Annotated in this window: 28 protein-coding genes (1 of these 28 only partly in view); 11 read left to right on the plus strand and 17 right to left on the minus strand. The window is 57.0% G+C overall.

Translation table 11 applies throughout. From position 1 onward, the window contains the following. Positions 1 to 11: 11 nt before the first annotated feature. The 3 genes from ACR3EQ_RS16970 to ACR3EQ_RS16980 all read left to right on the plus strand — a co-directional run bounded on the left by ACR3EQ_RS16970 (position 12) and on the right by ACR3EQ_RS16980 (position 2238). Positions 12 to 791, plus strand: a complete 780-nt coding sequence (locus tag ACR3EQ_RS16970; RefSeq protein ID WP_170614417.1) for a succinate dehydrogenase iron-sulfur subunit — start codon at positions 12 to 14, stop codon at positions 789 to 791. A 136-nt stretch (positions 792 to 927) separates the two neighbouring features. Next, positions 928 to 1074 carry a hypothetical protein gene (locus ACR3EQ_RS16975; protein WP_170614418.1) on the plus strand — a complete coding sequence of 49 codons (147 nt, stop codon included), beginning with the start codon at positions 928 to 930 and terminating at the stop codon, positions 1072 to 1074. A gap of 318 nt (positions 1075 to 1392) precedes the next feature. Next, positions 1393 to 2238, plus strand: a complete 846-nt coding sequence (locus ACR3EQ_RS16980) for a DUF1989 domain-containing protein (RefSeq protein WP_170614419.1) — start codon at positions 1393 to 1395, stop codon at positions 2236 to 2238. A gap of 43 nt (positions 2239 to 2281) precedes the next feature. Here ACR3EQ_RS16980 and deoD read toward each other — a convergent pair whose 3' ends face one another. The 3 genes from deoD to ACR3EQ_RS16995 all read right to left on the minus strand — a co-directional run bounded on the left by deoD (position 2282) and on the right by ACR3EQ_RS16995 (position 5419). Next, the gene (deoD, locus tag ACR3EQ_RS16985; RefSeq protein ID WP_170614420.1) at positions 2282 to 2995 is read right to left on the minus strand and encodes a purine-nucleoside phosphorylase; all 714 of its coding nucleotides are present in this window, start codon (positions 2993 to 2995) and stop codon (positions 2282 to 2284) included. Positions 2996 to 3011: 16 nt separating this feature from the next. After that, positions 3012 to 3329 carry an H-NS histone family protein gene (locus ACR3EQ_RS16990; RefSeq protein WP_170614421.1) on the minus strand — a complete coding sequence of 106 codons (318 nt, stop codon included), beginning with the start codon at positions 3327 to 3329 and terminating at the stop codon, positions 3012 to 3014. A 122-nt stretch (positions 3330 to 3451) separates the two neighbouring features. Next, entirely contained in the window at positions 3452 to 5419 is a 1968-nt protein-coding gene (locus ACR3EQ_RS16995) for a methylmalonyl-CoA mutase family protein (protein WP_480440911.1), read from the minus strand. 143 nt (positions 5420 to 5562) lie between these two features. On the opposite strand from ACR3EQ_RS16995, the gene ACR3EQ_RS17000 reads away from it, so the two are divergent. From ACR3EQ_RS17000 to ACR3EQ_RS17015, 4 genes are all read left to right on the plus strand, one after another. Then, positions 5563 to 6951, plus strand: a complete 1389-nt coding sequence (locus ACR3EQ_RS17000) for a 1-acyl-sn-glycerol-3-phosphate acyltransferase (protein WP_480491315.1) — start codon at positions 5563 to 5565, stop codon at positions 6949 to 6951. Positions 6952 to 7064: 113 nt separating this feature from the next. Further along, positions 7065 to 8351 carry a crotonyl-CoA carboxylase/reductase gene (ccrA, locus tag ACR3EQ_RS17005; protein ID WP_170614424.1) on the plus strand — a complete coding sequence of 429 codons (1287 nt, stop codon included), beginning with the start codon at positions 7065 to 7067 and terminating at the stop codon, positions 8349 to 8351. A gap of 202 nt (positions 8352 to 8553) precedes the next feature. Beyond that, on the plus strand, positions 8554 to 8772 hold the full coding sequence (locus ACR3EQ_RS17010; protein WP_170614121.1) for a hypothetical protein: 219 nt from the start codon (positions 8554 to 8556) through the stop codon (positions 8770 to 8772). Continuing rightward, positions 8711 to 9430, plus strand: a complete 720-nt coding sequence (locus tag ACR3EQ_RS17015; RefSeq protein WP_170614425.1) for a LuxR family transcriptional regulator — start codon at positions 8711 to 8713, stop codon at positions 9428 to 9430. The genes ACR3EQ_RS17010 and ACR3EQ_RS17015 overlap by 62 nt, the downstream gene beginning before the upstream one ends. Before the next feature lie 48 nt (positions 9431 to 9478). Here the strand turns inward: ACR3EQ_RS17015 and ACR3EQ_RS17020 are convergent, their stop codons facing one another. The 3 genes from ACR3EQ_RS17020 to ACR3EQ_RS17030 form a co-directional block, all read right to left on the minus strand. Continuing rightward, entirely contained in the window at positions 9479 to 9898 is a 420-nt protein-coding gene (locus ACR3EQ_RS17020) for an excalibur calcium-binding domain-containing protein (RefSeq protein ID WP_170614426.1), read from the minus strand. A 72-nt stretch (positions 9899 to 9970) separates the two neighbouring features. Next, positions 9971 to 10378 carry a universal stress protein gene (locus tag ACR3EQ_RS17025; protein WP_170614427.1) on the minus strand — a complete coding sequence of 136 codons (408 nt, stop codon included), beginning with the start codon at positions 10376 to 10378 and terminating at the stop codon, positions 9971 to 9973. Positions 10379 to 10448: 70 nt separating this feature from the next. Continuing rightward, positions 10449 to 10769, minus strand: coding sequence for an antibiotic biosynthesis monooxygenase family protein (locus tag ACR3EQ_RS17030; protein WP_170614428.1), 321 nt, complete (start codon positions 10767 to 10769; stop codon positions 10449 to 10451). 141 nt (positions 10770 to 10910) lie between these two features. On the opposite strand from ACR3EQ_RS17030, the gene ACR3EQ_RS17035 reads away from it, so the two are divergent. Beyond that, positions 10911 to 11573, plus strand: a complete 663-nt coding sequence (locus ACR3EQ_RS17035) for a hypothetical protein (protein WP_170614429.1) — start codon at positions 10911 to 10913, stop codon at positions 11571 to 11573. On the opposite strand, the gene ACR3EQ_RS17040 is transcribed toward ACR3EQ_RS17035, so the two are convergent. The 3 genes from ACR3EQ_RS17040 to ACR3EQ_RS17050 all read right to left on the minus strand — a co-directional run bounded on the left by ACR3EQ_RS17040 (position 11463) and on the right by ACR3EQ_RS17050 (position 16066). Next, a complete protein-coding gene (locus tag ACR3EQ_RS17040) occupies positions 11463 to 13904 on the minus strand; it encodes a glycosyl hydrolase family 28-related protein (RefSeq protein ID WP_480491318.1) in 2442 nt (813 codons plus the stop codon). The two genes, ACR3EQ_RS17035 and ACR3EQ_RS17040, sit on opposite strands and share 111 nt — an antisense overlap. Before the next feature lie 137 nt (positions 13905 to 14041). After that, the gene (locus tag ACR3EQ_RS17045; RefSeq protein WP_170614431.1) at positions 14042 to 14443 is read right to left on the minus strand and encodes a DUF4864 domain-containing protein; all 402 of its coding nucleotides are present in this window, start codon (positions 14441 to 14443) and stop codon (positions 14042 to 14044) included. 48 nt (positions 14444 to 14491) lie between these two features. Continuing rightward, entirely contained in the window at positions 14492 to 16066 is a 1575-nt protein-coding gene (locus tag ACR3EQ_RS17050) for a lysine--tRNA ligase (RefSeq protein ID WP_170614432.1), read from the minus strand. Between the two features lie 239 nt (positions 16067 to 16305). Here ACR3EQ_RS17050 and ACR3EQ_RS17055 point away from each other — a divergent pair, with 239 nt between their 5' ends. Next, a complete protein-coding gene (locus ACR3EQ_RS17055) occupies positions 16306 to 16713 on the plus strand; it encodes a hypothetical protein (protein ID WP_170614433.1) in 408 nt (135 codons plus the stop codon). A 10-nt stretch (positions 16714 to 16723) separates the two neighbouring features. Here ACR3EQ_RS17055 and hemF read toward each other — a convergent pair whose 3' ends face one another. Genes hemF through clpS form a run of 4 tightly spaced genes read right to left on the minus strand, consistent with a single transcriptional unit; the run spans position 16724 to position 19812 of the window. Continuing rightward, a complete protein-coding gene (hemF, locus tag ACR3EQ_RS17060; protein ID WP_480491321.1) occupies positions 16724 to 17608 on the minus strand; it encodes an oxygen-dependent coproporphyrinogen oxidase in 885 nt (294 codons plus the stop codon). 5 nt (positions 17609 to 17613) lie between these two features. Next, positions 17614 to 18414, minus strand: coding sequence for an SDR family NAD(P)-dependent oxidoreductase (locus tag ACR3EQ_RS17065; protein WP_480491322.1), 801 nt, complete (start codon positions 18412 to 18414; stop codon positions 17614 to 17616). A 37-nt stretch (positions 18415 to 18451) separates the two neighbouring features. Then, on the minus strand, positions 18452 to 19417 hold the full coding sequence (locus ACR3EQ_RS17070; protein ID WP_480491323.1) for a class I SAM-dependent methyltransferase: 966 nt from the start codon (positions 19415 to 19417) through the stop codon (positions 18452 to 18454). Positions 19418 to 19470: 53 nt separating this feature from the next. Then, entirely contained in the window at positions 19471 to 19812 is a 342-nt protein-coding gene (gene clpS / locus ACR3EQ_RS17075) for an ATP-dependent Clp protease adapter ClpS (protein WP_170614437.1), read from the minus strand. 91 nt (positions 19813 to 19903) lie between these two features. On the opposite strand from clpS, the gene ACR3EQ_RS17080 reads away from it, so the two are divergent. Next, positions 19904 to 20605, plus strand: a complete 702-nt coding sequence (locus ACR3EQ_RS17080; RefSeq protein ID WP_170614438.1) for an HAD family hydrolase — start codon at positions 19904 to 19906, stop codon at positions 20603 to 20605. Positions 20606 to 20883: 278 nt separating this feature from the next. Further along, positions 20884 to 22284 (plus strand): D-alanyl-D-alanine carboxypeptidase family protein, encoded by a 1401-nt coding sequence (locus ACR3EQ_RS17085; RefSeq protein WP_480491324.1) that lies wholly within the window; start codon positions 20884 to 20886, stop codon positions 22282 to 22284. 60 nt (positions 22285 to 22344) lie between these two features. Here ACR3EQ_RS17085 and ACR3EQ_RS17090 read toward each other — a convergent pair whose 3' ends face one another. From ACR3EQ_RS17090 to ACR3EQ_RS17105, 4 genes are all read right to left on the minus strand, one after another. Further along, on the minus strand, positions 22345 to 23592 hold the full coding sequence (locus ACR3EQ_RS17090) for a hypothetical protein (RefSeq protein ID WP_170614440.1): 1248 nt from the start codon (positions 23590 to 23592) through the stop codon (positions 22345 to 22347). A 172-nt stretch (positions 23593 to 23764) separates the two neighbouring features. Then, positions 23765 to 24526, minus strand: a complete 762-nt coding sequence (locus ACR3EQ_RS17095; RefSeq protein ID WP_170614441.1) for a 5-oxoprolinase subunit PxpA — start codon at positions 24524 to 24526, stop codon at positions 23765 to 23767. Positions 24527 to 24538: 12 nt separating this feature from the next. Continuing rightward, positions 24539 to 25537 (minus strand): 5-oxoprolinase subunit C family protein, encoded by a 999-nt coding sequence (locus tag ACR3EQ_RS17100; protein WP_170614442.1) that lies wholly within the window; start codon positions 25535 to 25537, stop codon positions 24539 to 24541. Next, positions 25537 to 25679: the final stretch of a 5-oxoprolinase subunit B family protein gene (locus tag ACR3EQ_RS17105; protein ID WP_480491326.1), read on the minus strand. The gene runs 580 nt beyond the window's last position; 143 of the gene's 723 nt are visible here — the last part of the coding sequence; its start codon lies beyond the right edge, outside the window; its stop codon occupies positions 25537 to 25539. The genes ACR3EQ_RS17100 and ACR3EQ_RS17105 overlap by 1 nt, the downstream gene beginning before the upstream one ends.

Consider the following 25679-nt stretch of genomic DNA (forward strand, 5'->3'; position numbering starts at 1 on the left):
CGAGGTCGGAAATGGTACAACTTACCCTACCCAAGAATTCCCGTATCACGACAGGAAAAACCTGGCCCAGGCCGGACGGCGCCAGCAACGTGCGCAAGTTTCAGATTTATCGCTGGAACCCGGATGACGGGCAGAACCCGCGCGTGGATACGTATTTCGTTGATATGGACGATTGCGGCCCGATGGTTCTGGACGCGCTGATTTATATCAAGAACAAGGTGGATCCGACCCTGACGTTCCGCCGCTCGTGCCGTGAAGGCATCTGCGGTTCCTGCGCAATGAATATCGACGGGATCAACACGCTGGCCTGTATCTACGGCATGGATGAGATCAAGGGCGACGTGAAGATTTATCCTCTGCCGCACATGCCGGTGGTCAAGGATCTGATCCCCGACCTGACGCATTTCTACGCGCAACATGCCAGCATCATGCCGTGGCTGGAAACCAAGACCAACCGCCCGGCGAAAGAGTGGAAGCAATCCATCGAGGATCGCAAGAAATTGGATGGCCTTTACGAATGCGTTATGTGCGCCAGCTGCTCGACATCCTGCCCCAGTTACTGGTGGAACGGTGATCGTTACCTAGGCCCCGCCGCTCTGCTGCACGCCTATCGGTGGATCATCGACAGCCGGGACGAGGCCACGGGCGAGCGCCTGGATGAATTGGAAGATCCGTTCAAGCTGTATCGCTGCCATACGATCATGAACTGCGCCAAGACTTGCCCCAAGGGGCTTAATCCGGCCAAGGCTATTGCCGAGATCAAGAAAATGATGGTTGAGCGCGCCGTTTAATCGAAACACAACAATATGCGCTTGCCGCCTTGCGGCAAGCGCATTGCCCGTCTGCAAAATTGTATGATGTAGCGGTGACCCTGCAGCTATATCTTTGCGACAGGGAGGAGTGACAGGATCTAACGGGGTCACTCCGATGAAAAAATCTAAAGAAAACAAAAAGATCAACGCGTCCGAAGCGTTGGAAATTCTGGATCAGGCCTGGGCCTATTACACGCCGGAACCTGTGCTGAGGCTGGCTGAGGGTGAGCCTGAGTTGTTCGAATACGCAAACGCAGCTTGATGCGCGCGGCAAGGGCAACCCTCTTGAATTTCACCGGCAGATGAGCAAAGCAGAACCATGCCAGTTCTTCTGCTTTTGCTCGCTGCGGGTGTTTTTGCCTATTTCTTTTGGAGGTCGCGCCATTCGTCTCTGACCCGGGATTGCCGGTGGCGTCAGCATCTGAAAGAGGGCACGTGGTCCTGCGCGTTTTGTGGGGCCGTTGTCCAAACAAATGATCAGCCCAAGCAATGCCTGAGGAATCAGGCTTAGTCGGAACGCCGAGGCTTTTCAGGTCACGTGATATGAGGCACTCTGGCCAAAAAGCTGGATGGACTGTTGATGGCTCTGCCCCCTGAAGATGCTGCGGCCCGCCGGGCGATAAAACCGGTGATCTGTTATCCCAATGACACTTTGCCCATGCCTGATCTTGCGCTGTACCGGCGCGTCCGAAAGGATGCGATCAAGACGGATGAGGTGTTGGTGCCCCCGCGCGATGCCCGGTGTTTCGAGGTGCCTGCGGGTCATTTCTTTCGCATCACTTCTGTCGAAGGGCCGCAGGTCGGCGATCTGAATATATGGAATTTCAACGACTTATCGGAACGATTCTATTCCGGAAAGTCCCGCGCCCTGCATGGTACGCATCTGACAGTCGGAGAGCGGATGTGGTCAAGCTTTCCCAACTTGCGCCCGCTGGCCACGATTGTCGAAGACACGCTGGACTGGTACGGGATCGACGAATTTGGCGGGTCCGTGCATGACGTGATTGGAACCCGGTGTGATCCTTACACCGGAAACCTGTTGTCGGGGACGCAATACCACCATTGCTGCCACTCCAATCTGACCCGCGCACTGGCGGACCACCTGCAAATTGAGATGTCCGAGGCTGAGCAGGCAGTTCACGACGTCCTTAACGTTTTCATGTGCACCGGATTCACACGAGATACCGGTCAGTATTTCATGAAGGCGTCACCCGTCCGTCCGGGCGACTATCTGGAGTTCTTTGCCGAGATCGACCTGTTAGGCAATCTGAGCGCATGTCCGGGCGGGGATTGTTCATCCGTGCATTCTTCGGATACCGCAACCTGCCATCCGTTGCTGGTTGAAGTTTTTGCGCCGATGGACGGTGCGCTGGACGGCTGGGCAAGCCCTGACCCGAACCGCTATGACCGGTCGCACGGGCGTTAGCCTGGCGGGGCAATAAGGGGCGAAAGGATCGCCCCTAGTTTGGTCACGTTGCGTCCGGGAACGCGGCCTGCAATGCGATTTCGACCATGTCGCCAAAGCTGCTTTCACGTTCTGACGACGGCAGCGCCTCGCCGGTCAGCAGATGGTCTGAGACGGTCAGAACCGCCAGCGCCCGGCATTTGTGGCGGGCGGCCAGAATATAAAGCTCTGCGGCTTCCATCTCGACGCCGAGAATACCGTGCCGGACCATCTGTTCATTCAGATCCGGACGCTCATCGTAGAATACGTCCGACGAATAGATGCCGCCGACATGCGTGGTCGTGCCCTTGGCTTGCGCGGCGCTGGCCGCGGCCTGCAACAAACCCCAATCGGCGCAGGGGGCAAAATTCAGCTCTTTCATGATCCCGCGCGAAGGCGTGCTGAGCGTGGTCGAGGTCATGGCCAGAATAACGTCACGGATATTGACGCTGTCCTGCATTCCACCGCACGAGCCGATGCGGATCAGGGTTTTCGCGCCATAATCACGGATCAGTTCATTGACGTAAATTGACAGGGACGGCATTCCCATACCGCTGCCCTGAATGGTTACAGGATTTCCCTTCCAGGTGCCGGTAAATCCCAGCATTCCGCGTACGTCATTGATTTTTCTGACATCCGTCAGAAACGTTTCCGCCGCCCATTTTGCCCGATACGGATCACCGGGCAAAAGAACGGTTTCAGCGATTTCACCTTTTTCAGCGCCGATATGAATAGTCATTTTCCGGCCAGCCCTGTCAGATTTCCAGATCTGCGATATCCGCGCCCGATTTCAGCGCGTCATGTACCCATTGCGGTTTGCGACCGCGGCCAGACCAGGTCTGTTCGGGTGCGGCCGGATTGCGGTATTTTGCCTTAGCTTTTGAGCCTTTGGGTCCACGCGGCGCGTCGCTCGACAACTCGGCCAGTGAAAACCCAAATTCGGCTGCCGCTTGTTCCGCCGCTTTCAAGGCGTTTTGGCGCTCGCGTTTTTCCGCTGTTTTAAGTGCCTTTTCGATCTGATCGCGCAATTCCAACAGGTCCTTACGGGACATATTGTCCAGATTGATCCCCATTATTTCTCTCCCATTCATTTATTTTACGACAGGCCAATTGGCCATTCGCATCCCGAACAATGCCGTAATCTATTCATTCGGATTTGGGAATAGAAACTAGGAATTAATCTCGGTTTTGTGCGTTATTCCGCTGCAAGGTTTTTTGGATCGGCCAAGGTGACAATATCGCCCATAATCGCATTAAGTTCGAAATTTTTTGGCGTGTAAATTCGGGCAACGCCAAATGATTTCAGTTTTGCCGCATCGTCATCCGGAATAATGCCGCCGACGATGACCGGGATATGATCCAGTCCGGCTTCGCGAAGTCGGGCCATGACATCCTGTACCAGCGGCAGGTGGCTGCCGGAAAGGATCGACAGGCCAATGACATGGGCGTCGTCCTCGATCGCGGCCGTCACGATTTCCTCGGGCGTAAGGCGGATGCCCTCATAGCTGATATCCATACCGCAATCGCGGGCACGGAAGGCGATTTGTTCGGCTCCGTTGGAATGACCGTCCAGCCCCGGCTTGCCAACCAGGAACTTTAGACGCCGCCCCAGCTTGTCGCTGACCGCGTCCACTGCGGCCCGCAGATCCTCCAGGCCTTCGGTCTTGTTCGAGACCGAGCCCGAAACGCCGGTCGGGCCGCGATAGGTGCCGTACACCTTGCGCATCTCTTCGGCCCATTCGCCGGTTGTTACGCCCGCCTTGGCGGCGGCAATCGAGGGTTCCATGACGTTGGCCCCGGATTGCGCAGCCTCGCGCAACGCCGCCAGAGCCGCTGCGACCGCGTTGTCGTCGCGGTCCGCCCGCCATTCGTTCAGCCGCCCGATTTGCTCCTGTTCAACCGCCGGGTCGACGACCATGATGCCGCCATCTTCGGTTTGCAGCGGCGAAGGTTCGCCTTCGGTCCATTTGTTCACGCCGACCACGACGGTCTCATTGCGCTCGATGCGGTTCAGGCGATCCGCGTTGGAATCCACCAGCCGCGATTTCATGTATTCGATCGCGGCAACAGCACCGCCCATCGATTCGAGGTTTGCCAGTTCGGCCCGCGCACCCTCTTTCAACTCTTCGACCTTCGCATCCACGGCCGGGTTGCCGTCGAACAGGTCGCCAAACTCAAGCAAGTCGGTTTCATAAGCCAGAATTTGCTGCATCCGCATCGACCATTGCTGATCCCAGGGCCGTGGCAAACCCAATGCTTCGTTCCAAGCAGGCAACTGCACTGCCCGGGCGCGCGCCTTTTTCGACAACGTCACGGCCAGCATCTCAATCAGGATGCGATAGACGTTGTTTTCCGGCTGTTGCTCGGTCAGACCAAGAGAGTTCACCTGAACGCCATAGCGGAATCGGCGGAATTTGGGGTCTTCGACCCCATACCTTTGTTGCAGGATTTCATCCCAAAGGTCGACGAATGCCCGCATTTTGCACATTTCAGTGACAAAGCGGATTCCCGCATTCACAAAGAACGAAATCCGTCCGCACAGCGCGGGGAAGTCTTCGGCCGGAACGCGCGGGCGCAGTTCGTCCAGAACGGCGATAGCGGTGGCCAGCGCATAGGCCAGTTCCTGTTCAGGTGTCGCGCCAGCCTCTTGCAGGTGATAGGAACACACGTTCATCGGGTTCCACTTCGGCACGTTGGTGTAGCAGTATTCGGCCACGTCCGCGATCATCTTCAGCGACGGTTTCGGCGGGCAGACATAGGTGCCGCGGCTCAGGTATTCCTTGATCAGATCGTTCTGAACCGTGCCCTGCAGCTTGGAAACGTCCGCGCCCTGTTCTTCGGCCACGGCGATATAAAGCGCCAGCAGCCAGGGCGCGGTGGCGTTGATCGTCATCGAGGTGTTCATCTGCTCCAACGGAATCTGGTCGAACAGAACCCGCATGTCACCCAGATGGCAGACGGGCACACCCACTTTACCCACCTCGCCCCGTGCCAGCGTATGATCGCTGTCATACCCCGTTTGAGTCGGCAGATCGAAGGCAACGGACAGGCCGGTCTGCCCTTTGGCCAGGTTGCTGCGATACAGCGCGTTCGAGGCCTGTGCGGTGGAATGACCAGCATAGGTTCGGATGAGCCAGGGGCGGTCTTTCTGCATCTGCGTCATGGGTGGGCCTCGCGTTTGGGTGGGCAACATAATTTCGTCTAAGGGTTCTAAAGCGCAATTTTTGGGATATGTCAATTCGCTGCGTTGCGGCATCCCGAATTGTTCAGATTGTAGGTGTTTTGGAATAATGGCACTGTGCCGCCATGACGCAGACCGTGGAACTTCCGCTTTGGCTGTTTGTACTGATCGTGGTCTTCGCTGCGGTCACTTTTGCGTCGCATTTTCTGTTCCCGTCGGTGCGCTGGTTTTTTCGCCGCCGCCTGGAGCGGGCCGTGTCGCGCCTGAACCAGCGGCTGCAAAGACCAATTCAGCCGTTCAAGCTGGCTCGGCGGCATGACATGATCGAAAGGCTTATCTACGACCCACAGGTTGGCTATGCGGTGCAGCAACATGCACGTGAACAAGGTATCCCCGAAGGCGTTGCTTTCGAGCAGGCCCGCCGCTTTGCCCGCGAGATCGTTCCGTCGTTTTCAGCCTTTGCCTATTTCAGCTTTGCCATCCGTATCGCGCGCCTGCTGAGCAACGCGTTTTACGAAGTCCGACTGAGCCATCAGGATGAGGACGCCTTAAAGAAAATAGATCCCGACGCGACGGTTGTCTTTGTCATGAACCATCGCAGCAACATGGATTATGTACTTGTCACTTACCTGGCAGCGCAGCAATCGGCACTGTCTTACGCGGTCGGAGAATGGGCGCGCGTCTGGCCGCTGAGCCGCCTGATCCGGGCGATGGGCGCGTATTTCATCCGGCGAAAGTCGGGAAGTGACCTCTACCGTCATGTACTGGCTTGTTATGTGCGTCATGCAACCGAGGCCGGTGTTACGCAGGCGATGTTCCCCGAAGGCGGGCTGAGCCTGACCGGCGCATTGGGGCGGCCCAAGCTTGGCTTGCTAAAATACATCATAGACGGGACCACATCCGATGGACGGGATGTGGTCTTTGTTCCCGTGGCGCTGAATTACGATCGTGTACTGGAAGATACGATTCTGACCCGGGCCGCGCTGGGAAGCGAGCGGCGCTTTCGCGCAAGGATCGGGGTTGTGACGCGTTGGATGCTCAAGCAGGTCTGGCGGCGCATTATTGGTCGATACACAAGGTTCGGCCTTGCCTCTGTGCGCTATGGCGAGCCTGTTTCGCTGCGGGCCTATCGGGCAGGTGGCAGCAAGGACCTGATGACCGATCTCGCACGTCTGCTGATGGCGCGTATTGGTGAGGCGATACCCCTGGTGCCTGCGCCTGCAGCCTGTTGGCTTGTGCGCGAACATGGTGAGATGTCCGGTGCAATGCTGACCGACCTGATCGCCCGCTTCATGCAGCGGGACGGAGGCGGATCCGAATCCAACAGCGATGCGATAACGTCCGCTGTCAACCAGTTGGTCGAGCGCAGGGTATTGCGACAGGTTGACGGAAAAATCTCATCCTCAGGGCAAAGATTGGATCTTCTGAACTACTATGCCGCCTCTGCGCCAAAGGAAATCGAGACGTATTATGCTGCAGAAGCGAAAGGTCTTTCTGCAACTGCTGGGTCATAAAATTACAAAAACAGTGTCAATATCTATTGCAATGTTACTCGATGGCCAATATTCCATCGGTTAACGGGCGCGATTCTGCGTCGCGGCAAACGAACTGATTAAAGGAGGCCAACATGGCTCTGGACACCGACAGCGGTATCGCGTCGTACGAGGCACCTGAAAAAGACCTCTATGAGATGGGTGAGATCCCTCCGATGGGGTATGTCCCCAAGAAAATGTATGCCTGGGCCATCCGCAAAGAGCGCCATGGCGAGCCTGACACTGCCATGCAGCTGGAAGTGGTTGATGTGCCTGTATTGGACAGCCACGAGGTGCTGGTTCTGGTGATGGCCGCAGGTGTCAACTACAATGGCGTCTGGGCGTCGCTGGGCAAGCCGATCAGCCCGTTTGATGGCCACGGCCAGCCGTTTCACATCGCAGGTTCCGATGCTTCGGGTATCGTCTGGGCCGTGGGCGACAAGGTCACACGCTGGAAAGTCGGTGATGAGGTCGTGATCCACTGCAACCAGGATGACGGTGATGACGAGCACTGCAATGGCGGCGATCCGATGTACTCGCCCAGCCAGCGTATCTGGGGCTATGAGACTCCGGACGGGTCTTTTGCCCAGTTCACCAATGTCCAAGCGCAGCAGTTGATGCCGCGCCCCAAGCACCTGACCTGGGAAGAAAGCGCCTGCTACACGCTGACGCTGGCAACCGCATACCGGATGCTGTTCGGTCACGAGCCGCATGACCTGAAGCCGGGTCAGAACGTTCTGGTTTGGGGCGCGTCGGGTGGTCTGGGCTCTTACGCGATCCAGTTGATCAATACAGCCGGCGCGAATGCGATCGGTGTGATATCAGACGAAAGCAAGCGTGACTTTGTCATGGGGCTGGGCGCCAAGGGTGTACTGAACCGCAAGGACTTCAATTGCTGGGGTCAGCTGCCCACGGTGAACACGCCGGAATATGCCGAGTGGTTCAAAGAGGCCCGCAAGTTTGGCAAAGCGATCTGGGACATCACCGGCAAGGGTGTGAACGTCGACATGGTGTTCGAACATCCGGGCGAAAGCACCTTTCCGGTCTCGACATTCGTCGTCAAAAAAGGCGGCATGGTTGTGATCTGTGCCGGCACCACCGGCTATAACCTGACCTTCGACGTGCGTTACATGTGGATGCACCAGAAGCGACTTCAGGGGTCTCACTTCGCGCATCTGAAACAAGCCGCCTCGGCCAACCAGCTGATGGTCGAACGCCGTCTTGATCCCTGCATGTCCGAGGTCTTTTCCTGGAACGAATTGCCTGCCGCGCACATGAAGATGATGCGCAACGAACACAAGCCCGGGAACATGTCCGTTCTGGTGCAGGCACCGAGAACCGGTATGCGCACACTGGAAGAGGTTCTGGACGCGCGCGACTAAGTCCACGAAGCCAATTTCAGCGCCCGCGAATCACATTTTTGGTTCGCGGGCGTTTCTTATTTTAGAGGGACTTCAATGCTTTCAGAGAGTTGCAATATCGGCCCCGCTATTTTTGGGGAGTAGAAAGCAGTGAATATGCGAAAAAACACTATGCATGCTATGGTTGTGTTAACCCTTCGTTAACCGTTTCGGAGAGACCCTGATGGCGCAAAATGAGTGGATACTGGACGTATTGTCGGACCTCAACGCCTTTGCTTCGGCAAACGGTTTGACCGCGCTGGCCGAGCAGCTTGACGATACCAGGCTGATCGCAGCGGCCGAAATCGCGTCCATGAAGAATGAGGTGCGGGCGCCGGCGGATGGTCACAAGACTCGATTTGAGCCAGATCCTGGAGGATTTGGAAAACACCAGCACGCTTGATGAACTAAGTGCTATCGCTGTTCATCTCAGAGACAAGCTGCAGATTGAACACATCATCTATCACTGGGTTGATGGGGCAGGGGATCAATACGGATATACGACCTATCCCGACGCCTGGGCCGAGCGATATCAGGAAAAGAACTATCACCGGATCGACCCGGTCATAATCGGGTGCTTCCAGCGATTTCATCCTGTTGACTGGAAATCACTGGACTGGTCCGGAAAGGTCGCCAAGGCTTTTCTTCTGGACGCGCAGCAGCACGGCGTCGGCAATCAGGGTTACTCCATCCCGATCCGCGGTCCCAACGGCCAGTTTGCCCTGTTTACAGTGAACCACTCCTGCGATGACGAAACCTGGCAGGATTTCATCTCCGAAAATGGGCGTGGCCTGATCCTGATTGCCCATTACTTCAACCGCAAGGCGCTGGAGTTTGAGCGTGAGCGGCAACCGGACGCTCCACGTGCCCTGTCCCCGCGCGAGATTGACGCGATGACCTTGCTTGCACTGGGATATAGTCGCGCTCAGGTCGCACACTCCCTGTCGATTTCGGAGCACACGCTGCGTGTCTATATTGAAAGCGCGCGGGCAAAGCTGGGCGCGCAGAATACCACCCATGCCATCGCCACGGCCCTCAGCCGGGGACTGATCGTGGTTTGATGGCCTGCGGTTCCGGTTTGTCTTTGTGGATGAGCAGGTGCTCAGCCTTTAGGGCCGGACGAATTTTGCATTACCGACCGAACGCACGCTCGTGGCTGGGGGGCGTTGTTGTGTCTGTCCGGTCGAAGAGGCTTGATTGAGAATCCCGCAGGCGACACCGTCGCCATTTGGATCGTTGCGTTCATGATACCCTGGTTGGCCCCGGACGAATGGTCCCGGGACAATCTTCAGAACGGTGTCACACCCCGCCATCGCCACAAGATGAATAATGGCGTCGTTTCTTTCGTACTCGGACGTCCGCAAATAGATGTTGACGGCGACCAGTGCCGTAGTCAGGGGCAGGGCCAGAACCATGAACAGAATGCGGATCGGGGACAGAGCCCTTTTGCGCGTCGCGTCTGCCCGACGATACCGGTGAGCGGCGCGCGGATTCAGTTCGGGCTCAGGTGGTACGGATCTTTTCAACATTTCGCGCTGATCTTCGCCCGGATTTGTGGCAAAGCTTTGGCCTCGGAATGGCGAATGCTGAAGGACTGAATATCAGCGTACTACGTGAACCGCGCAGGCCGCATGGCGCACCACATGGTTGGCGGTTGATCCAAGCAACAGATCCTGCATGCCCGGTCGGTGGGAAGCGATGATGATCAGGTCAGGTTTATGCTCCTGTGCCCAATCCAGAATGGTCCGGCCGGAATGCCCTTCGACGACAACGCCCCGCGCGTTGGGAATATTTGCTGCCAGTTTGTCCAACTCGGCCTGAATGGCCCTGCGGGCTTCGGTCAGATATTCCGTCGGCATGTACGAGATCGCGTAGCTTGGAATATGTTCAACGACATGCAGCAGCGTGACCTTTGCCTCAGGGGTCGCCAGAATTTGCGCCAGTTTCAGTGGTCCGGACGTGTCACGTTCGACATCGAACGAAATGGGTACAAGAATGTTGTGATACATGACACGAGCCTCCGTTTCAGGTTTTCAGACTGAACCCAAGTTCAGTTGTGGTCTTTGATTCAGGTCAGGATCAGCCGAATGTTTCCGCGACATCATACATGACCGGTTCGAAACTTTTGCACAGCTCATTGATCTTGCGGTTCCGGTCGCGCATCTCGGGAGTGCGGAGCATGGCAAGGAAGTCTTCGCGGCGTTCCCATTGCGAGTAGTTTGCGATCCTGGTTTGGGCATCGTTGACGTGCAGACCGGCGGATACGAAACCCGGTTGTTTTGAGATGAATTCCGCATAGGCATCCGTCAGCGCCTCAAGCAGGTCCTGACAGGTCCCCGGTGTCATTTCGAATGTGGTGATAACAGTCTGAACGCTTGCGGATTTTGAAATCTGTAGCATCTGGAATCTCCTTTGGCTTTTCTCAGCCTAACACAGGAACCGGAAACGTCTCGTGTTTCGTTTTGTGTCTTCGGGAATTAGTTTCCAGAAAACAAACGAAAAACTAACGATCCGTTAACCATGCTCGGGGAAGGTGCGGTCATGATCCGCATCTTGCTTTTCCTTTTTCTGATGACATTGGCCGGTCCGGTTTTTGCCGGGGCCTGGCTGAGGGAACAGAATACCGGCTTTGTCGCGGCTGCAATCACGGGATTCAGGACCGAGGACGGCAGCTACGAATACAAATCGTCACTTTATGCAGAATGGGGGTTACGCCCCGGACTGACGATTGGGCTAGACGCCGAGGAGCACCAACACCTTTATGGCCACGCTTTGATTTTCGCCCGTACTCCGGTCGCGGATCTTGGGCGCAAAGGTCGGTTTGCCGCCGAATTTGGTGTCGGCGCACATCACCGGCAAAAAAGCGCGTGGGCCTTGTACAAGGCGACTGTGTCTTACGGAAATGGGTTTGAAAGCGGTTGGGGAAATGGCTGGATCGCGATCGACGCAGCTTTGGAATACCGCACGCACGATGCGCTGTTTCGCAAACTTGATCTGACGGCGGGGCTGTCATCTCAGCGATGGATCAATCCACTGCTGCAGCTTGAAAGCACATATACCCCCGGCCGTCCGGTTTATTGGAGCGCACGGCCGTCAGTGATGATCCGCCGAAAGGGCGGGAGTACAACTTGGGTTGTTGGTGCCGAACGGAATGCCTTCCAAAGCAACGTCGGGATCAAATTTGCCTTGTGGCGCGACTTCTGATGCGGCGGGAGTTGGCCGTCCTCCGGGGACGGCCATGTCGGCCTCAGCTGTCCATGCGTAGGGTACGGATACTTCCCCGCTAAGTTGCTCTGGCCAGCGGAGGATCACGTCGCGAGCGCCAAAACCCTGTTCGAGCTCGGCATATGGGCTCGCGTGGCTCACACTGCCAAACACCGTTCTCAGGGGACCAAGCGTGGTCACGGCGTCACACCCCCGCGCTTTGCCCGCGAATGGAAGCTTGCCCACCGACAACACACCCCATGCAAAGGATGGCGTCTGTTGCTTGTGCCGCACCCGAACCGGGTTTTCTGAATCCGTCAGCGTTCCGTGGAATGTATTGTGTTGGAACGTGACATTCATGTGCGCGTTATTGTTCAGGTCCGCAAAGCTCGTGTCCACGCGTTCGGCCTTGTAGATACTCCCGCTCGAAGACCGGAACTTGTTTCCGGTGACGATGAAGCCGTTCAGGAAGTGGCCGGGGCCGTGCGGTCGAATAACGATGAAACTGAACCATGACGGCGCCTCGCTACAGTAAAAAATATTGTCTGTGATACTCAGCGCGCTGAAGGAATAGCCGGACGTATAGGTCGGAGCGGCATCCCGTTCATTCGTCCATTCGAAGTAGCAATTGTCGATGTAGTTCTCAGCAATGGTCGAACTGTTGTAAGTGCGCGTCAGGATCAACCCGGCGGTTCGCAACCCCTGCGGAATGCTGTCGCCCTGAAAGAAATGATTGCCCAGAATCAAGTTGTTGGTGCCGCCCAACAGAGCAAAATGCAGGAACCGAACCGCCCGATTGTGCCGCAGTTTGACATCATTCGCTGTTGCATTGAGGGCGATCGAACGGCGATCGGTAACGTTCAGGGACTCCTCGGCAGACAGGAACTGGCAATTGTCGATCAGCAGGCCCTGACAACCGGTTCCGATGGATGTGATCCCCCGATCCATGGGACGGCTGATAAAGCAATTGCTGACCGCAAACGTGCTGCCGGATGGAGCCAGACGAATGGCGCTACATCTGCTGTTGCACTGAAATTCGATCTCTTCCAGGCTGAACTTCCGCAGCGTGTCGAAGCCGCTGAAATCAAGCAGATACTTGAAGCTGGTGAAGGTGAATGTCTGTGTGCCAGCAGCATTGTAAATCGGCGCGTTCAGCGTGATTTCACCGGCACCCTCGTTCTTCGAGCGGACATAAATCTCGCGCCCGACACCATTGCCCTGAATCAGGGCACCAACCGGAATATTCGCGACGTTAGCGACATTTGTCAGCCGTGTTTGGTCCGCAGGGTTGTAGGTTGCGACCGAGGTGAAGATCTCGGTGTCCCAGGCCGAGCTGCTTTTGACGTCAAACTGACCATTGCGGATCACGCGCCGGGTTGAAAAACCACTTTTCTTATTGGGAACGGCAGCGGCCATGTCGATGGGCTTGCTCACCGAAATCTTGCGCCCGCCCATATCCAGCGATTCATGATCTGAATTGTTCAGCAAAGCCTGAAACGCTTTTTTGAAGCCAAGCTCTTCATCGCCAAAAGCCGATATATAAGTCGGCAGGTCAAAACCTTGGGTCAGCAACAGCATCTTGTCGTCGGGCATTGTAACGGTGCCCGCAAAATCAACTTCTGACACGATGGTTGTGTTTTCTGCCAGCAAATAAGTACCCTGCGGCACAAACACACGACGGCCCCCCGCCGCCTGATCGGCTGCTTCGAACGCAAGGGAATCGTCCACAACCCCATCGCCGACTGCGCCGAAATCCGTGACATCCACGCTGCTGATCATGTCGCGCAGAAAAACACTCGTGATGTCGGTGATCTGAAGATCGTCAATGCGCAACACGGCCCCGTTTGGCCCGTCGATATCCAGACCGAAATGTCCATACAGTGCCTGTGCGCCCCACGCCATGTCGACGCCAGCCCGCTGGCCAGTTCCGACAATGGCGGTAATCTCATGAACTGTGCCGTACCCCGACAATTGCGTGGCAGGCCCCTGTTCGACGACACCGGTCACGTGCACGTCGCCGGCACCACCGGCCCACCCTGCGATCCTGACGGTGGGCAAGGGACCACTGATGGCTTTGACCCGTGCCTTGATCTGCAGGTAACAGCCGGGCAGCAATGGCGTCTGCCCCATATAGCGCAAGTGTTGGGTCTTGCTCACTTTGAGGATTTCAAGACATCCGGCAAAGTTCGGATCCGAGGGCACAAATGCGCCCGTACCCGACCCTGCATATGTCGGAGACCCCGGGGTGCCATCGCCGCTGGACCAGACGCCCAAACCATCTGCGAACGGAGGCGGCATAAACACGATGCCGTCGGTGATTGCCTTGTTCATTCGAATCCCTTTCCCAAGCGCTGCCGATCAGATTGCGGCGCGCACCAGACCATTGCCCGGGTGAATTCCGGGCGCGATAGTCTGGATACCCAATGGGGATTAACCGGGTCTCATGTCACCGTGACGGTCGTGTTGCGTCAGGCTGTGGGGTCTGCTTTCCCCAGCAACTGAACCGCGTTGATTTTCCAGCCGTCTTCCTGCTGAACCATCTGATAGTCTAGGATATGGGTTTGGCCGCGACCATCCACGATCAGAACTTTCTGCCACAACGCCCCGGCAATTTCGCGCAGTTCCAGAAACCGCAGGTCCGACGGGCGCCAGACCATCGGATATCCATTGCGAACCATTGCCCCGAAATTATCGGGGTTTTGGAACAGACGCTGGATGTTCGGGCTGGCGAAAGTAAAGGCGGTATCAAAATCATCGACTTTGAACGCCTGAATCTGCGCCGCTATATTTGCCTCGATTTCGGAGCTTTGGGCAAAAACGCCCGTAGCCATTGCGACAGATAACGATAAGGCAAGTAATGAACGACGCATGGGGGCACCTCCTGACGGAAGGGTAGCCCCATGCGGGATCAGGTCAAATCAGGCCAGTTCTCCGGCCAGCGCTTTTTCGATCAGCGCGATGGTTTCGGGCACGCCATAGAGCGCAATGAAGCCGCCGAAACGCGGCCCCTGAGAGGCGCCAAGCAACACTTCGTACAAGGCGGTGAACCAGCCGCGCATCGGATCAAACCGCTCGCGTCCGATGGAATAAACCACTGATTGCAGCGCCTCATCTTCAATTGGGCCGTCATAAACCTCCAGCGCGGCTTTCAGCGCCTCCAACGCCTCGCGTTCCTGATCCGTCGGTGCGCGATGTTTGCGGGTCGGCTTAACGAAATCATTGAAGTAACGCACCGCAAAGCCTGCCGCCTGATCCAAGTCGGGATGCGTGTCGGCCGTGGCCTCCGGCGCGTAGCGACGGATAAAGCCCCACAGCGCTTCTTTGTCTTCGGCACCAGATACCGATGCCAGATTCAGCAGCATGGCGAACGGAACCATCAGCGTGGATTCAGGGACATCTCCACCATGGATATGCCAAACCGGGTTATTCAATTGCGCTTTCAGATCCTGCCCCGGATAGGCGCGCAGCTGCTGATGATACTCATCATAAGCCTTTGGAATCACGTCGAAATGCATCCGTTTTGCCGTCTTGGGCTTCTGATACATGAAATATGCCAGCGACTCGGTCGGTGCGTAGGTCAGCCATTCATCAATCGACACGCCATTGCCGGAGGATTTAGAGATCTTCTGCCCGTTCTCATCCAGAAACAGCTCGTAAGAAAAATGCTCGGGCGCGCGACCACCCAGGGCCCGGCAGATTGCGTCGTAGATTTTCTCGTTGGTGGCATGTTCCTTGCCATACATCTCGAAATCCACACCCAGCGCCGCCCAGCGCGCACCGAAATCCGGCTTCCACTGCAGTTTGACGTGGCCACCGGTGACAGGAACCGTCCATTCCTTACCGGTCTCATCGTCAAAGGTCACAGTATAGGTCTCGGCGCAGACCTTCTTCATCGGCACATACATCACCCGCCCGCTTTCGGGGTGAAGGGGCAGGAAGATCGAATAGGTCTGCTGGCGCTCTTCCCGGAGGCTTTTGAGCATGATCGCCATGATCTCGTCATAACGCTCGACCGCACGCTTGAGCACTTCGTCAAACTGCCCGGACTCATAAAATTCCTTGGCCGAGTAGAACTCGTACTCGAAACCAAACGTGTCCAGAAACCGCCGCAGCATCGCATTGTTATGCTCGCCGAAGCTGTCATATTCACCAAACGGATCAGGCACCGAGGTCAGCGGGCGTTGCAGATGCTGCTCCAGAATCTCGGGGTTCGGCACATTGGTTGGCACCTTGCGCATCCCGTCCAGATCGTCCGAGAAGCAGATCAGCTTGGTCGGAATATCCGACAACGCTTCGAATGCGCGCTTGACCATCGTGGTCCGCGCGACCTCGCCGAAGGTTCCGATATGCGGCAGACCGGACGGGCCGTAGCCGGTTTCGAACAGCACATACCCCTTATCCGGAGCCCCTTTCTGATAGCGTTTGAGCAACCGGCGCGCCTCTTCAAAGGGCCAGGCCTTGGACGACATCGCGGTTTCACGCAGGTCAGACATTTGCTTTGAACTCCATAGGGAAATGCGCAGGTCGCCCGATGCGACCAACCCGGCCTCTCCTATTGTGCCGGTGCAGCATGAGTCAATAAAGGGCGTTCGTTTTCCCGGCAAATTCGAGCCGTCTGCCAAATGCACAGGGGTAAAACACTGAAAAAGGGCAGGCGACCACGGCTTTACTCGACGCGCAGCGCAATTATTATTTTATATCAGACAACTTGGGTTACACGGAGGCGATCAAGATGCGGATTGCAAAGACTGCGGCTCTGGCGATGTTGATCGTCCTACCGGGGATAGCACAGGCGGTCGGTTTTGGCATTGCCGTGCGGCCCGCGTTTCGGACCACGGTGACGCCGCTGCCAAACGGTGTCTACGAGGTTGCCGCGATCGGCACTTCTGCCCCGGTGGCGTACTGGTGTGGTATAGGGGATTATGCAATCCGGACGCTGAGAACCAAGTCCAACCAACGCATATATATTGCCGGCGCCTATGTGCCCAAAGCAAGGACTGTACAGTTCTCGCTGACACCGCCCGAGGGTGCCGATACCAGCCCGGGCTATTCCGTCACCGTCAAACGGGTAGGCGCGAACATGACGGCGGCGTCGGCACAGGACTATTGCTATGACAATTTCATGGATTTCGGGTTCTGAACGAGATTGATCAGACCCATTTGGCCATAGGCGGCAGGCTCATCAGAACGGCGTCCGGATCGTGCCCGGTTTCCAGTCCGAATTTGGTGCCCCGGTCGTAGACCAGATTGTATTCCGCATAAAGCCCGCGATGCACAAGCTGAGCGTTCTTGTGTGTGTCATCAAAACCCTGGACCCGACGCCTTTCCACCAAAGGCAGGAACGCAGGCAGGAATGCGCGGCCGATGTCCTGGGTCAGGGCAAAATCAGCCTGCCAGTCGCCGGTGCAGTAATCATCCATGAATATGCCGCCAACCCCGCGTGCCCTTTTCCGGTGAGGGATATAGAAATACTCGTCAGCCCAATCCTTCAGCCGCGGGTAATGTCCTGGCCCGTGCGGGTCCAGATGGGCTTTTTGGGTGGCGTGGAAATGCGCAGTGTCCTCGTCATATTCAATGCAGGGGTTCAGGTCTGAACCGCCCCCGAACCACCAGGCATGTGGTGTCCAGAACATCCGTGTGTTCATGTGCACCGCCGGTACGTGCGGGTTTTGCATGTGCGCGACAAGGCTGATGCCCGAGGCCCAGAACCTGGGGTCTTCGGTCATCCCCGGAATGCCCTTGCGGGCTGCCATGGCCTGCTGCGCACGCTCGCCCAGTGATCCGTACACGGTCGAGACGTTGACACCGACTTTTTCAAAAACGCGCCCACCGCGCAGGACCGACATCAACCCGCCACCTGCGTCCGATCCATCCTCTGATTGCCGCGTGGTTTGTTTGACTTCAAAACGTCCGGCTGCGGCGTCCGAAAACGGCCCGGTCTCATGTGTATCCTCCAGAGACTCGAACGCATCAACGATTTCATCACGCAATTGGCGGAACCATGCGGCAGCGGCGGATTTTTCGTCTTCGAACATTTGTCTCAGTGCGCTGGAGCGGCGACCGGATCCAGCAGGGTTCGGCCTCCGTCGATTGTCATGATCTGACCAGTAATGAAGCCGGCCGCATCAGAGGCCAGAAACTGCGCGGTTTCCGCCAGTTCGTTCGGAGCAGCAATCCGGGCCAAAGGTGTATGTTTTTCAATGTCTTTGCGAAAATCGCGGTTTTCTTTCAGGGTTGATTGCAGTGACGCACTCATGACCGAGCCCAATGCGATGGAATTGACGCGGATACGGTTCGGCGCCAGTGCAACCGCCAGAGAACGCGTCATCTGATCCAGTGCAGCGGTCGAGACAGAATAAGCCAGCAAATCGGGGTGCGTGCGCCGCGCCGCTATGGAAGACAAGTTGATGATCGAACCCGCAGGGCCATCATCCTGATCTTCGGCCTGTTTCGTCATGCGTTTGGCAACCAGCTGACTGAGCCGCAAGGCAGGCATCAGGTTCTGGTTCAGCAAATCACGGACCGAGTCGTCTTCCGCATCCAGCGGGTCCGTCTGCCGGACCTGTCTTGATCCATTGACCAGAATATCCACCTGATCAAAGGCATCGATGGTTGCGGAAAGCAAATTGGCAATGGTCAGCTTCTCGCGCAGATCGCCTGCGAAATACCGAATGTTGCTGTCATCTGCCTGTTCCCCCAACTCCTCGATCAATCGCTTTTCGTCCATATCCGCGAACATGACGTTTGCACCCGAATCCGCAAAGTGACGGCCGATTGCCAGACCGACACCACTGGCACCGCCTGTTACGATTGCGGATTTGCCTGATATGGAAAACGACATGAGCTTCCTCCGGAGGTTTGGCGCAGGTTAGCCGGGATCACCGGCGAGGGCGAGAGGCGTGGAACACCTTGAAACGGTTGTCACCGGCGACCTCTTCAACTTGCCTGAAACAGTCTGACAACGTGGCCTCATAGGGCAGATGCCGGTTTGCGACGATCCACAGGTCGCCATTGCGGGTCAGGTTGCGGGCTGCCGCTTTGATAAAGTCCTGGCCCAGCGCAGGTTCAGCGCTTCTTCCGGTGTGAAACGGTGGGTTCATTGTCACCGTGTCTAAGGGCTCGGGCGCGGTCCACGTCACGGCATCAGCCCAATGAAAACACGCAACTGGCGAAGTCACGTTAGAGCGGGCGCAGGACAACGCTGTATGATCGGCCTCGACAAGATGCAGCGTGCGAACTTCGGCTCGTTCCAGCAGTTTGGCCGAAAGAAATCCCCAGCCCGCGCCGAGATCGGCAACCCGAGGCCCCGGATTTTCAGGCAGTACCTGCGCCAGCAATGCCGATGCCGGATCGATACCGTCAGCCGAAAAGACACCGGGGGCTGTTAGATAGCCGTCAGCGTGCTGAACTTCCGGCGCGGCCCAGTCGGAAAAGGTCGATTTGTCGGACTGGAACCAGAAAATCTTGCCATGCGCCTTTGCAATCGGTCCCTCGACTGGCACCCGTTTGCGAACGTCTTTGAGAATGCTGTCAACGCCATTCGTTTTGCCGCCGTCGACGACGACCCTACCGCTGGCACGGTGACACGCCTGATGAATCATGGACCGGGCAAGCGCTTTGGCGCGTGGCAAAAAGACAATTGCGTCCTCGCACGGTTCCTCAGATGCCGGCGTGACATCGAAACCCAACGTCGCGAAATGGTCGTGGAAGGGTTTGAAGGGCTGAATCACCTGAGTTCCGCGTGGCAGAGCGGAAAGATTGCAATCCGGCGAAGGGCCGATCACGGTCAGCGGCTGCGACAGCACCAGACCGCTTTCCAGAGCAAGATCAATACGTGACGTCATGTGTGATACCGGCAAGAGGTCCGGCTCGGAGCATCAGGCCCGGCCGCTTTTGCTTACTCTTCTCTTTCCATGGTGCATTGCAGGGGGTGTTGGTGCCTGCGGGCGAAATCCATTACCTGTCCCACTTTGGTTTCGGCGATCTCGTGGCTGAAGACACCCACAACGGCAACACCCTTCTTATGGACCGTCAGCATGATCTCGAACGCCTGTGCGTGGGTCATCCCGAAGAATCGCTCCAGTACATGCACCACAAATTCCATCGGCGTGTAGTCGTCGTTCAGCAGCAGAACCTTGTACAATGGCGGACGCTTGGTCTTGGGGCGTGTCTGCACAAGAACCGACGAGTTCGCATCGTCGTCCGATTGGTCAGACATCATCCATTGGTAATGCAGCATCGCGTTTAACAATTCGATTCAGGCTTCGGTTTATCTGAGCGCTTATATAACGTCGTTGGCGTCAGAGGAAAGAGCAAGCGGACGTATCGGAATGCATGAAAAACTGACCACCATCGGCTTCGATGCAGACGACACACTGTGGCACAACGAGCGATTCTTTCAGCTCACCCAGGCCCATTTCGCGGATCTGCTGGCCGATCACGCGGACCGCGATCACTTGATGGATCGCCTGTTGGCTGCCGAAAAGCGGAATATCCGGCACTATGGATACGGTATCAAGGGCTTTACCCTGTCCATGATCGAAACTGCGATCGAAGTGACAGAGGATCGGGTGCCCGCATCCGTCATTCGGCAGCTTGTCAATGCGGGGCAGGAGATGCTGGCCCACCCGATCGAGCTTTTGCCGCATGCACAGGCCGCTATCGAAGGTGTATGTGAAACCCACCGTGTGGTTCTGATCACCAAGGGAGATCTGATCGATCAGGAAAGGAAACTGGCACAGTCGGGATTGGGCGATCTGTTTGATCACGTGGAAATTGTCTCGGAAAAAACACCCGAGGTTTATCGTGGGATTTTCGAACAGCATGGCGATGGTCCGCTGGCTTCGATGATGGTCGGCAACTCGATGCGGTCGGATGTCGTTGCGCCAATTCAGGCCGGCGCATGGGGCGTTCATGTACCGCACGGGCTGGTTTGGGAGGTCGAGCAGGCCGAAACCCCCAGCGACAATCCGCGATTCCACGAGCTTGCGGATCTGGGCGATCTGGTCGATCTCGTCCGGGGTCTGACCTGATGTTGCCAATAGGTCTCAGTTTCATAAATTCTTGATCTACCGTGACCAAACCCGAGTCCGGGGTATGCATCTAGTGGGTGGACTTGGTCGCGCCGCTACATATTGTGGTTATGTTAGGCGTCACGAATGGGCGAAATGCCCAGCTTTCGGTTTATTTAGCGACAGCCCTGTGCTAGCCTTGTTGCCAACAAAATAAATGAAGCCGACCGGGAAAACCCGGCGGTGCGAGGCAGACAGAGGCAAAGATCGTGCAGATTCGGCGGACAGTTCCAGCCCGAATGGGCTTTTTCCTTACAGCACTGTTGTGGTTACTTGTTTTTGTGCCATTGCAGGCCATCGCAGCGCCCTACGCGGCGATGGTGATTGATGCGCGCACCGGCGAGGTTCTTCATTCGCGCAATGCCGATACGCGCCTTCACCCGGCCTCTCTGACCAAGATGATGACGCTATACATTGCGTTCGAGGCGGTGCGTAACGGTGAAATCACGCTGGATACGCCGGTTCGGATCACCAGCAAGGCTGCTTCCGAGCCGCCTTCAAAACTGGGCCTGCGGACCGGACAAACCATCGCGTTCCGCTACCTGATCCGCGCAGCCGCAGTAAAATCGGCCAATGATGCGGCCACGGCCATCGGGATTACTCTCAGCGGGTCCGAGGCAGCCTTTGCCCGCCGCATGACGCGGACGGCTAAGGCGATGGGGATGAGCCGCACGACCTTCAAGAACGCGCATGGCTTGACCGAGTCGGGTCATTTGTCGACAGCCCGCGACATGACAACGCTGGGGCGCCATCTGCTTTATGATTATCCGCAGTACTATAACCTGTTTTCGCGTCAGTCGACGCATGCGGGCATTAAGACCGTGCCCAACACCAACCGCCGGTTGCTGGCTGCGTACAAAGGCGCGGACGGGATCAAAACCGGATACACACGGGCTGCGGGCTTCAACCTCGTTGCATCGGCCAAGCGCAAGGATGAACGGATCATTGCAACTGTCTTTGGCGGCAAGTCGGGCGCGTCGCGCAACGCCAAGGTGGCCGAACTGCTGGACATGGGTTTCCGCCGGGCTCCTTCGCGCGCGCCAATTCGCAAACCCGCACGTCCTGCCTATGCAGGAAACGCCGGGCTGGGCAGCGCTACGCAGGTCGCCAGCCTTGTAGGTGCGCCGGAAAAAAGCCTGCGACCGGTCCTTCGCCCAACCGCTGGTGGTGCGGTGCAGGTGGCAGGAACCGTCGCCGAAACAGCAGCCGAGAACGGAGAGCGTATTCAGGACGGGATAGCGGCAGCGATTGCGGCGGCAGATATCGCGCCGACCGCACCTCCTGTCGAAAATTCGGACACGCGTCCGGCGCTTCGCCCGGACAATCTGGTTTTGGCGTCGGCCGAACCTGCAAAGGAGCCCGAACCCGAGCAGGAGGTCGTTACCCGCCTGTCTACGTCAGGTGGGCACCTTTGGGGCGTGAACGTGGGACGCTACACAACCCGGTATGAAGCTGAGAAGATTCTGTTGAAAACGGCGCTGTCGGAGATGACCACGCTGGAAGGCACTTTGCGCAAGGTGAACCAAAGCTCGCGCGGGTTTGACGCCACCTTTCAGGGCATGACCCGCGAACAGGCCGATCTGGCCTGCCGCCGCCTGCAGGCGCGCAATGTCACATGTTTCATGATCGGGCCATCATAAGGTCCGGCATATTCTCTCCTGGATGGGTCTGGGCTGCGAGTTCCCCTCGCAGCCTTTTTTTCAGTCGAATACGTGGCCGTGTTCGTATTGTTCATCCTGACCGGCGGCGGCTGTCAGGGCAGCGACGTTGTCCTTGGTGAAGAACCCGTCATACTTGTGGCAGCGTTCGATGTACTCGGTGATCAGCAATGTATTCTTCGAGTGTTTCGAGAAGATCTGTTTAAGGTTTGGGTCGTCTTTGCATTCGCCCACCACATGGGCCAGAAACGGTACGCCCTTGTCCTTGAGAGTGTTCACCACGAAATCGACGTTCTTTTCACCCGCGCCGTGATCGCCATCCAATATTTCGACGGCCATGTGATGCAGGCGACGTCCGAAATTGCGGACAAAATCCTCGGTCGGCATCGGCAGCTTGGCAAATGAGTTCACGAATGACGGTGTGTTGTTGGCTGTGAACACCTTGGCAGGCGATTTCTTGTCGTCATCGACATTGGCGTTCCGGTTCACGTTCGTAGACGAGTTCATGTCAAAGATGTTGTACGCCCCCCAGAAATAGTAGGGAACCATGGTCAGGAACTCGAGGATCGCATCTTCCCGCTCACCGGCCAGAACACGGGTGGCCAGATGGTCGAAACCCAGCATCAAGGGACCGATCTTGGTGTCTTCTGCAAAGGCCGCCGCCTCGTGCAGCCGCTGCTTCTCGGCGTCGCTCAGCAAGACGCGGTCGCCCAGGCCCAGGCTGTCGGGATCATTGAAATCATGTGAGGAATAGCCGACCCGGTTGCAGGTGAAATCCGACGGGGTGGTAAAGCGGAATCCGTCCAGCGTGTAAAACGGGTTCTCGGTATCACCGCTATATTCAAATCGGATGTTCTGATCTTCCAGCGTTTTGCTCAGATCATTCAGGTCCGAGGCCGCGAACACCTCACCCACGTAGCGGGTTTGCGGTGTTTTGCGCGCCAGAGGGTACATGCGGTTGATGCGGGGTATGAAATCCTCGAACGTGTCGCTCAGCGGCGCCATGATGATCAGCGACGGATATTCGGGATGAGAGTGCATTACCGCGAATTTGTGCGTCGCCCCAAGATAGCTTGCCGAGTGGCGATACGGCGTCATCACGTAAAGTTCGACCATCGTGTCGAACAACGCATTCGGTTCGACCTGAATGACAATCGCCCGCATTGGTCCGACTTGATCAGCAATTCCGGAACTGGTCCGCCGCTCATAAATCATTGGCAGATACTCAGCGAAAAATTCGGAATTCTTCTTGTCGCCTCTGGGCTGATACGACATCAGGTCGAAAGACATTTGTGTGCCTCCTTGCGAGAAAACAGGCTGCGACAGGATTGGCCGGACCAACCATCGCGAATTACGTTATTTTAATTACAGTATTCAGAACATGCACTTGCGCACATGCTAGGGGCTGGCCGACAATCGGGCAACAGTAAGATACTGGGGGCAGATGGTTGCGAAGACCTGTCTATCTGGTGAATTTTGTGACCTCGACCCCGCCGTCAATCAGGTTCTGACGTACCGAGCGGGCGATTTGAACAGCGGTCGGTCCGTCGCCGTGCAAACAGATCGTGTCAATCGAAGTTTCCAGCCGCTTCCCGCTTTCGGTGATGATTGCGCCCTCCCGGACCATGTTCAGAATGCGTGGCCCGGCGATGTCGGCGTCGTGAATGACGGCTCCGGGCAGGCTGCGGTCGACCAGAGTGCCATCATCGTTGTAAGCGCGATCGGCGAAGATCTCGCCCACCCAGTTGCAGCCCAGTTCGCGCACGGCTTCTTCCTGCCGGGTTACTGCCAGAACCATTATGATGATGTCCGGGTCCACGTCCAAGGCACCCTGATAGCAAGCCCGCGCCATGTCTAGATCGACCGAGCACATGTTGGCCAGCGCGCCATGAAGCTTCAGGTGGCGTACATGGGTCCCCACTGCTTTCGCCACCCCAATGGCGGCGCCCAATTGATACCGCACCAGATTGCGCAGGCTGGCATGCGGCACTTTCATGTTGCGCCGTCCGAAGCCCTGAAGGTCCGGGAAGCCGGGATGCGCGCCAATGCCGACGTCATTTTCAGCGGCAGTGGCCATTGCTTTTGCCATCACATCCGGATCGCCCGCGTGAAAGCCGCAGGCTATATTGGCCGAGGTGATGATCTTTAGCAGGTTCTCGTCGTCCCCCAATTTCCAGGGTCCAAAGCTTTCACCCATATCGGCATTCAGATCGACGCGGGGCATCGGCATATCTCCTTAGTCGGTGGCAGAGACGACTCCGCCGATCAATTGGTAAGACAACAGGTCGGCGATGTCATGCGGATCGCGCACAAGTGCCTCGACACGGCCCGGCAGGCGCGCAAGTTCAGATTGGTAAGCGGCATGCAGGTTCAGGGCCTCGTCCATGGTGACAAACGAAAACCGAATCTTTCCACTCGCCGGGGTCTGCGCAGCGCGCGGCAAATCGCATGGTAGAACGGTAGCGATACGCGGGTAACCTCCAGTGGTCTGGCACTCGGGCAGCAGAATGAAGGGGTTTCCAGTGCCGGTCATCTGGATGTCGCCGGGCGTAATGACCTCGGACAGAATATTGAGCTGGCCTTTGGCGGCAAAGCCGTCGCCATCACTCTCCAGTTGCATGCCCATCCGATTGGCCCGCGTGCCCCGCTGGAACTCGGTGGCGGCAAAGCGGTCCAGGGTTGCATTGTCAAACAGAGGGGTCTGAAAACTTCTGACAACGCGCAGTACGCCACCCGAAAACCGATCATCGGGGCGCAGTTTCATCCCAGTATTGCCGTTGTCAGATCCAGCAACCAAAACATCGCCAGGCTGCAATGGTTGCCCGATCCTGGCGGTCAGGTGGGTCGAGCGGGACCCAAGAAAAACCTCGGCATCAACGCCACCGCCCAGATGCAGGTAGCCATAGTTGCCTTGAAGCGCCGCCCCGATTACCAATCGCTGCCCGGTCTCCAAACTGTGCGAGGCGTGCCACGCGACGGCGCTGCCATCAATGCTGGCCTGCATCGGTGCACCGGTCAAAGCGATGCGAATGGTCCGGGTGGCTTCGAACTCCCCCCCGGTCCCCGCCAATTCCAAAGCTGCACATTCCGGGCTTTGCCCCAACAGGGCCGCGCCTTCGTGCAATGCAAGATTATCGGCGGCTCCTGACCTTGAAAGACCTTGATCCAGATAGCCAGAGCGTCCCTGATCCTGGAGCGTGCAAGATGGGCCAATGCGATGGACGATCAGACTCATCAGATAATCTCCTGACAGGTCGCGCCACCTGTGCCGTCACTGTTTGTTGCCTGAATATGTTCCAACTCCTTACGTGAGACGGGTTCGAATTGCATTTCGTCCCCAGGATTCAATGCAAAGCACGGATCGCTCTCGGGCCGGA

It is taken from the genome of Ruegeria sp. AN11, assembly GCF_056536005.1.

Excerpts from the sequence above, each read along its gene's own strand:
- ACR3EQ_RS17080 (WP_170614438.1), top strand. The coding sequence starts at position 19,904 with ATGCATGAAAAACTGACCACCATCGGCTTCGATGCAGACGACACACTG.
- ACR3EQ_RS17070 (WP_480491323.1), bottom strand. The coding sequence starts at position 19,417 with ATGACGTCACGTATTGATCTTGCTCTGGAAAGCGGTCTGGTGCTGTCG.
- ACR3EQ_RS16995 (WP_480440911.1), bottom strand. The coding sequence starts at position 5,419 with ATGACGCAGATGCAGAAAGACCGCCCCTGGCTCATCCGAACCTATGCT.
- ACR3EQ_RS17045 (WP_170614431.1), bottom strand. The coding sequence starts at position 14,443 with ATGCGTCGTTCATTACTTGCCTTATCGTTATCTGTCGCAATGGCTACG.
- ACR3EQ_RS16990 (WP_170614421.1), bottom strand. The coding sequence starts at position 3,329 with ATGGGGATCAATCTGGACAATATGTCCCGTAAGGACCTGTTGGAATTG.
- deoD (WP_170614420.1), bottom strand. The coding sequence starts at position 2,995 with ATGACTATTCATATCGGCGCTGAAAAAGGTGAAATCGCTGAAACCGTT.
- ACR3EQ_RS17100 (WP_170614442.1), bottom strand. The coding sequence starts at position 25,537 with ATGAGTCTGATCGTCCATCGCATTGGCCCATCTTGCACGCTCCAGGAT.
- ACR3EQ_RS17085 (WP_480491324.1), top strand. The coding sequence starts at position 20,884 with ATGGGCTTTTTCCTTACAGCACTGTTGTGGTTACTTGTTTTTGTGCCA.
- ACR3EQ_RS16975 (WP_170614418.1), top strand. The coding sequence starts at position 928 with ATGAAAAAATCTAAAGAAAACAAAAAGATCAACGCGTCCGAAGCGTTG.
- ACR3EQ_RS17025 (WP_170614427.1), bottom strand. The coding sequence starts at position 10,378 with ATGTATCACAACATTCTTGTACCCATTTCGTTCGATGTCGAACGTGAC.
- ACR3EQ_RS16970 (WP_170614417.1), top strand. The coding sequence starts at position 12 with ATGGTACAACTTACCCTACCCAAGAATTCCCGTATCACGACAGGAAAA.
- ACR3EQ_RS17040 (WP_480491318.1), bottom strand. The coding sequence starts at position 13,904 with ATGAACAAGGCAATCACCGACGGCATCGTGTTTATGCCGCCTCCGTTC.
- ACR3EQ_RS17050 (WP_170614432.1), bottom strand. The coding sequence starts at position 16,066 with ATGTCTGACCTGCGTGAAACCGCGATGTCGTCCAAGGCCTGGCCCTTT.
- ACR3EQ_RS17020 (WP_170614426.1), bottom strand. The coding sequence starts at position 9,898 with ATGTTGAAAAGATCCGTACCACCTGAGCCCGAACTGAATCCGCGCGCC.
- ACR3EQ_RS16980 (WP_170614419.1), top strand. The coding sequence starts at position 1,393 with ATGGCTCTGCCCCCTGAAGATGCTGCGGCCCGCCGGGCGATAAAACCG.
- ccrA (WP_170614424.1), top strand. The coding sequence starts at position 7,065 with ATGGCTCTGGACACCGACAGCGGTATCGCGTCGTACGAGGCACCTGAA.
- hemF (WP_480491321.1), bottom strand. The coding sequence starts at position 17,608 with ATGTTCGAAGACGAAAAATCCGCCGCTGCCGCATGGTTCCGCCAATTG.
- ACR3EQ_RS17015 (WP_170614425.1), top strand. The coding sequence starts at position 8,711 with ATGGTCACAAGACTCGATTTGAGCCAGATCCTGGAGGATTTGGAAAAC.
- ACR3EQ_RS17030 (WP_170614428.1), bottom strand. The coding sequence starts at position 10,769 with ATGCTACAGATTTCAAAATCCGCAAGCGTTCAGACTGTTATCACCACA.
- ACR3EQ_RS17095 (WP_170614441.1), bottom strand. The coding sequence starts at position 24,526 with ATGCCCCGCGTCGATCTGAATGCCGATATGGGTGAAAGCTTTGGACCC.
- ACR3EQ_RS17035 (WP_170614429.1), top strand. The coding sequence starts at position 10,911 with ATGATCCGCATCTTGCTTTTCCTTTTTCTGATGACATTGGCCGGTCCG.
- clpS (WP_170614437.1), bottom strand. The coding sequence starts at position 19,812 with ATGCTGCATTACCAATGGATGATGTCTGACCAATCGGACGACGATGCG.
- ACR3EQ_RS17010 (WP_170614121.1), top strand. The coding sequence starts at position 8,554 with ATGGCGCAAAATGAGTGGATACTGGACGTATTGTCGGACCTCAACGCC.
- ACR3EQ_RS17090 (WP_170614440.1), bottom strand. The coding sequence starts at position 23,592 with ATGTCTTTCGACCTGATGTCGTATCAGCCCAGAGGCGACAAGAAGAAT.
- ACR3EQ_RS17000 (WP_480491315.1), top strand. The coding sequence starts at position 5,563 with ATGACGCAGACCGTGGAACTTCCGCTTTGGCTGTTTGTACTGATCGTG.
- ACR3EQ_RS17055 (WP_170614433.1), top strand. The coding sequence starts at position 16,306 with ATGCGGATTGCAAAGACTGCGGCTCTGGCGATGTTGATCGTCCTACCG.
- ACR3EQ_RS17065 (WP_480491322.1), bottom strand. The coding sequence starts at position 18,414 with ATGTCGTTTTCCATATCAGGCAAATCCGCAATCGTAACAGGCGGTGCC.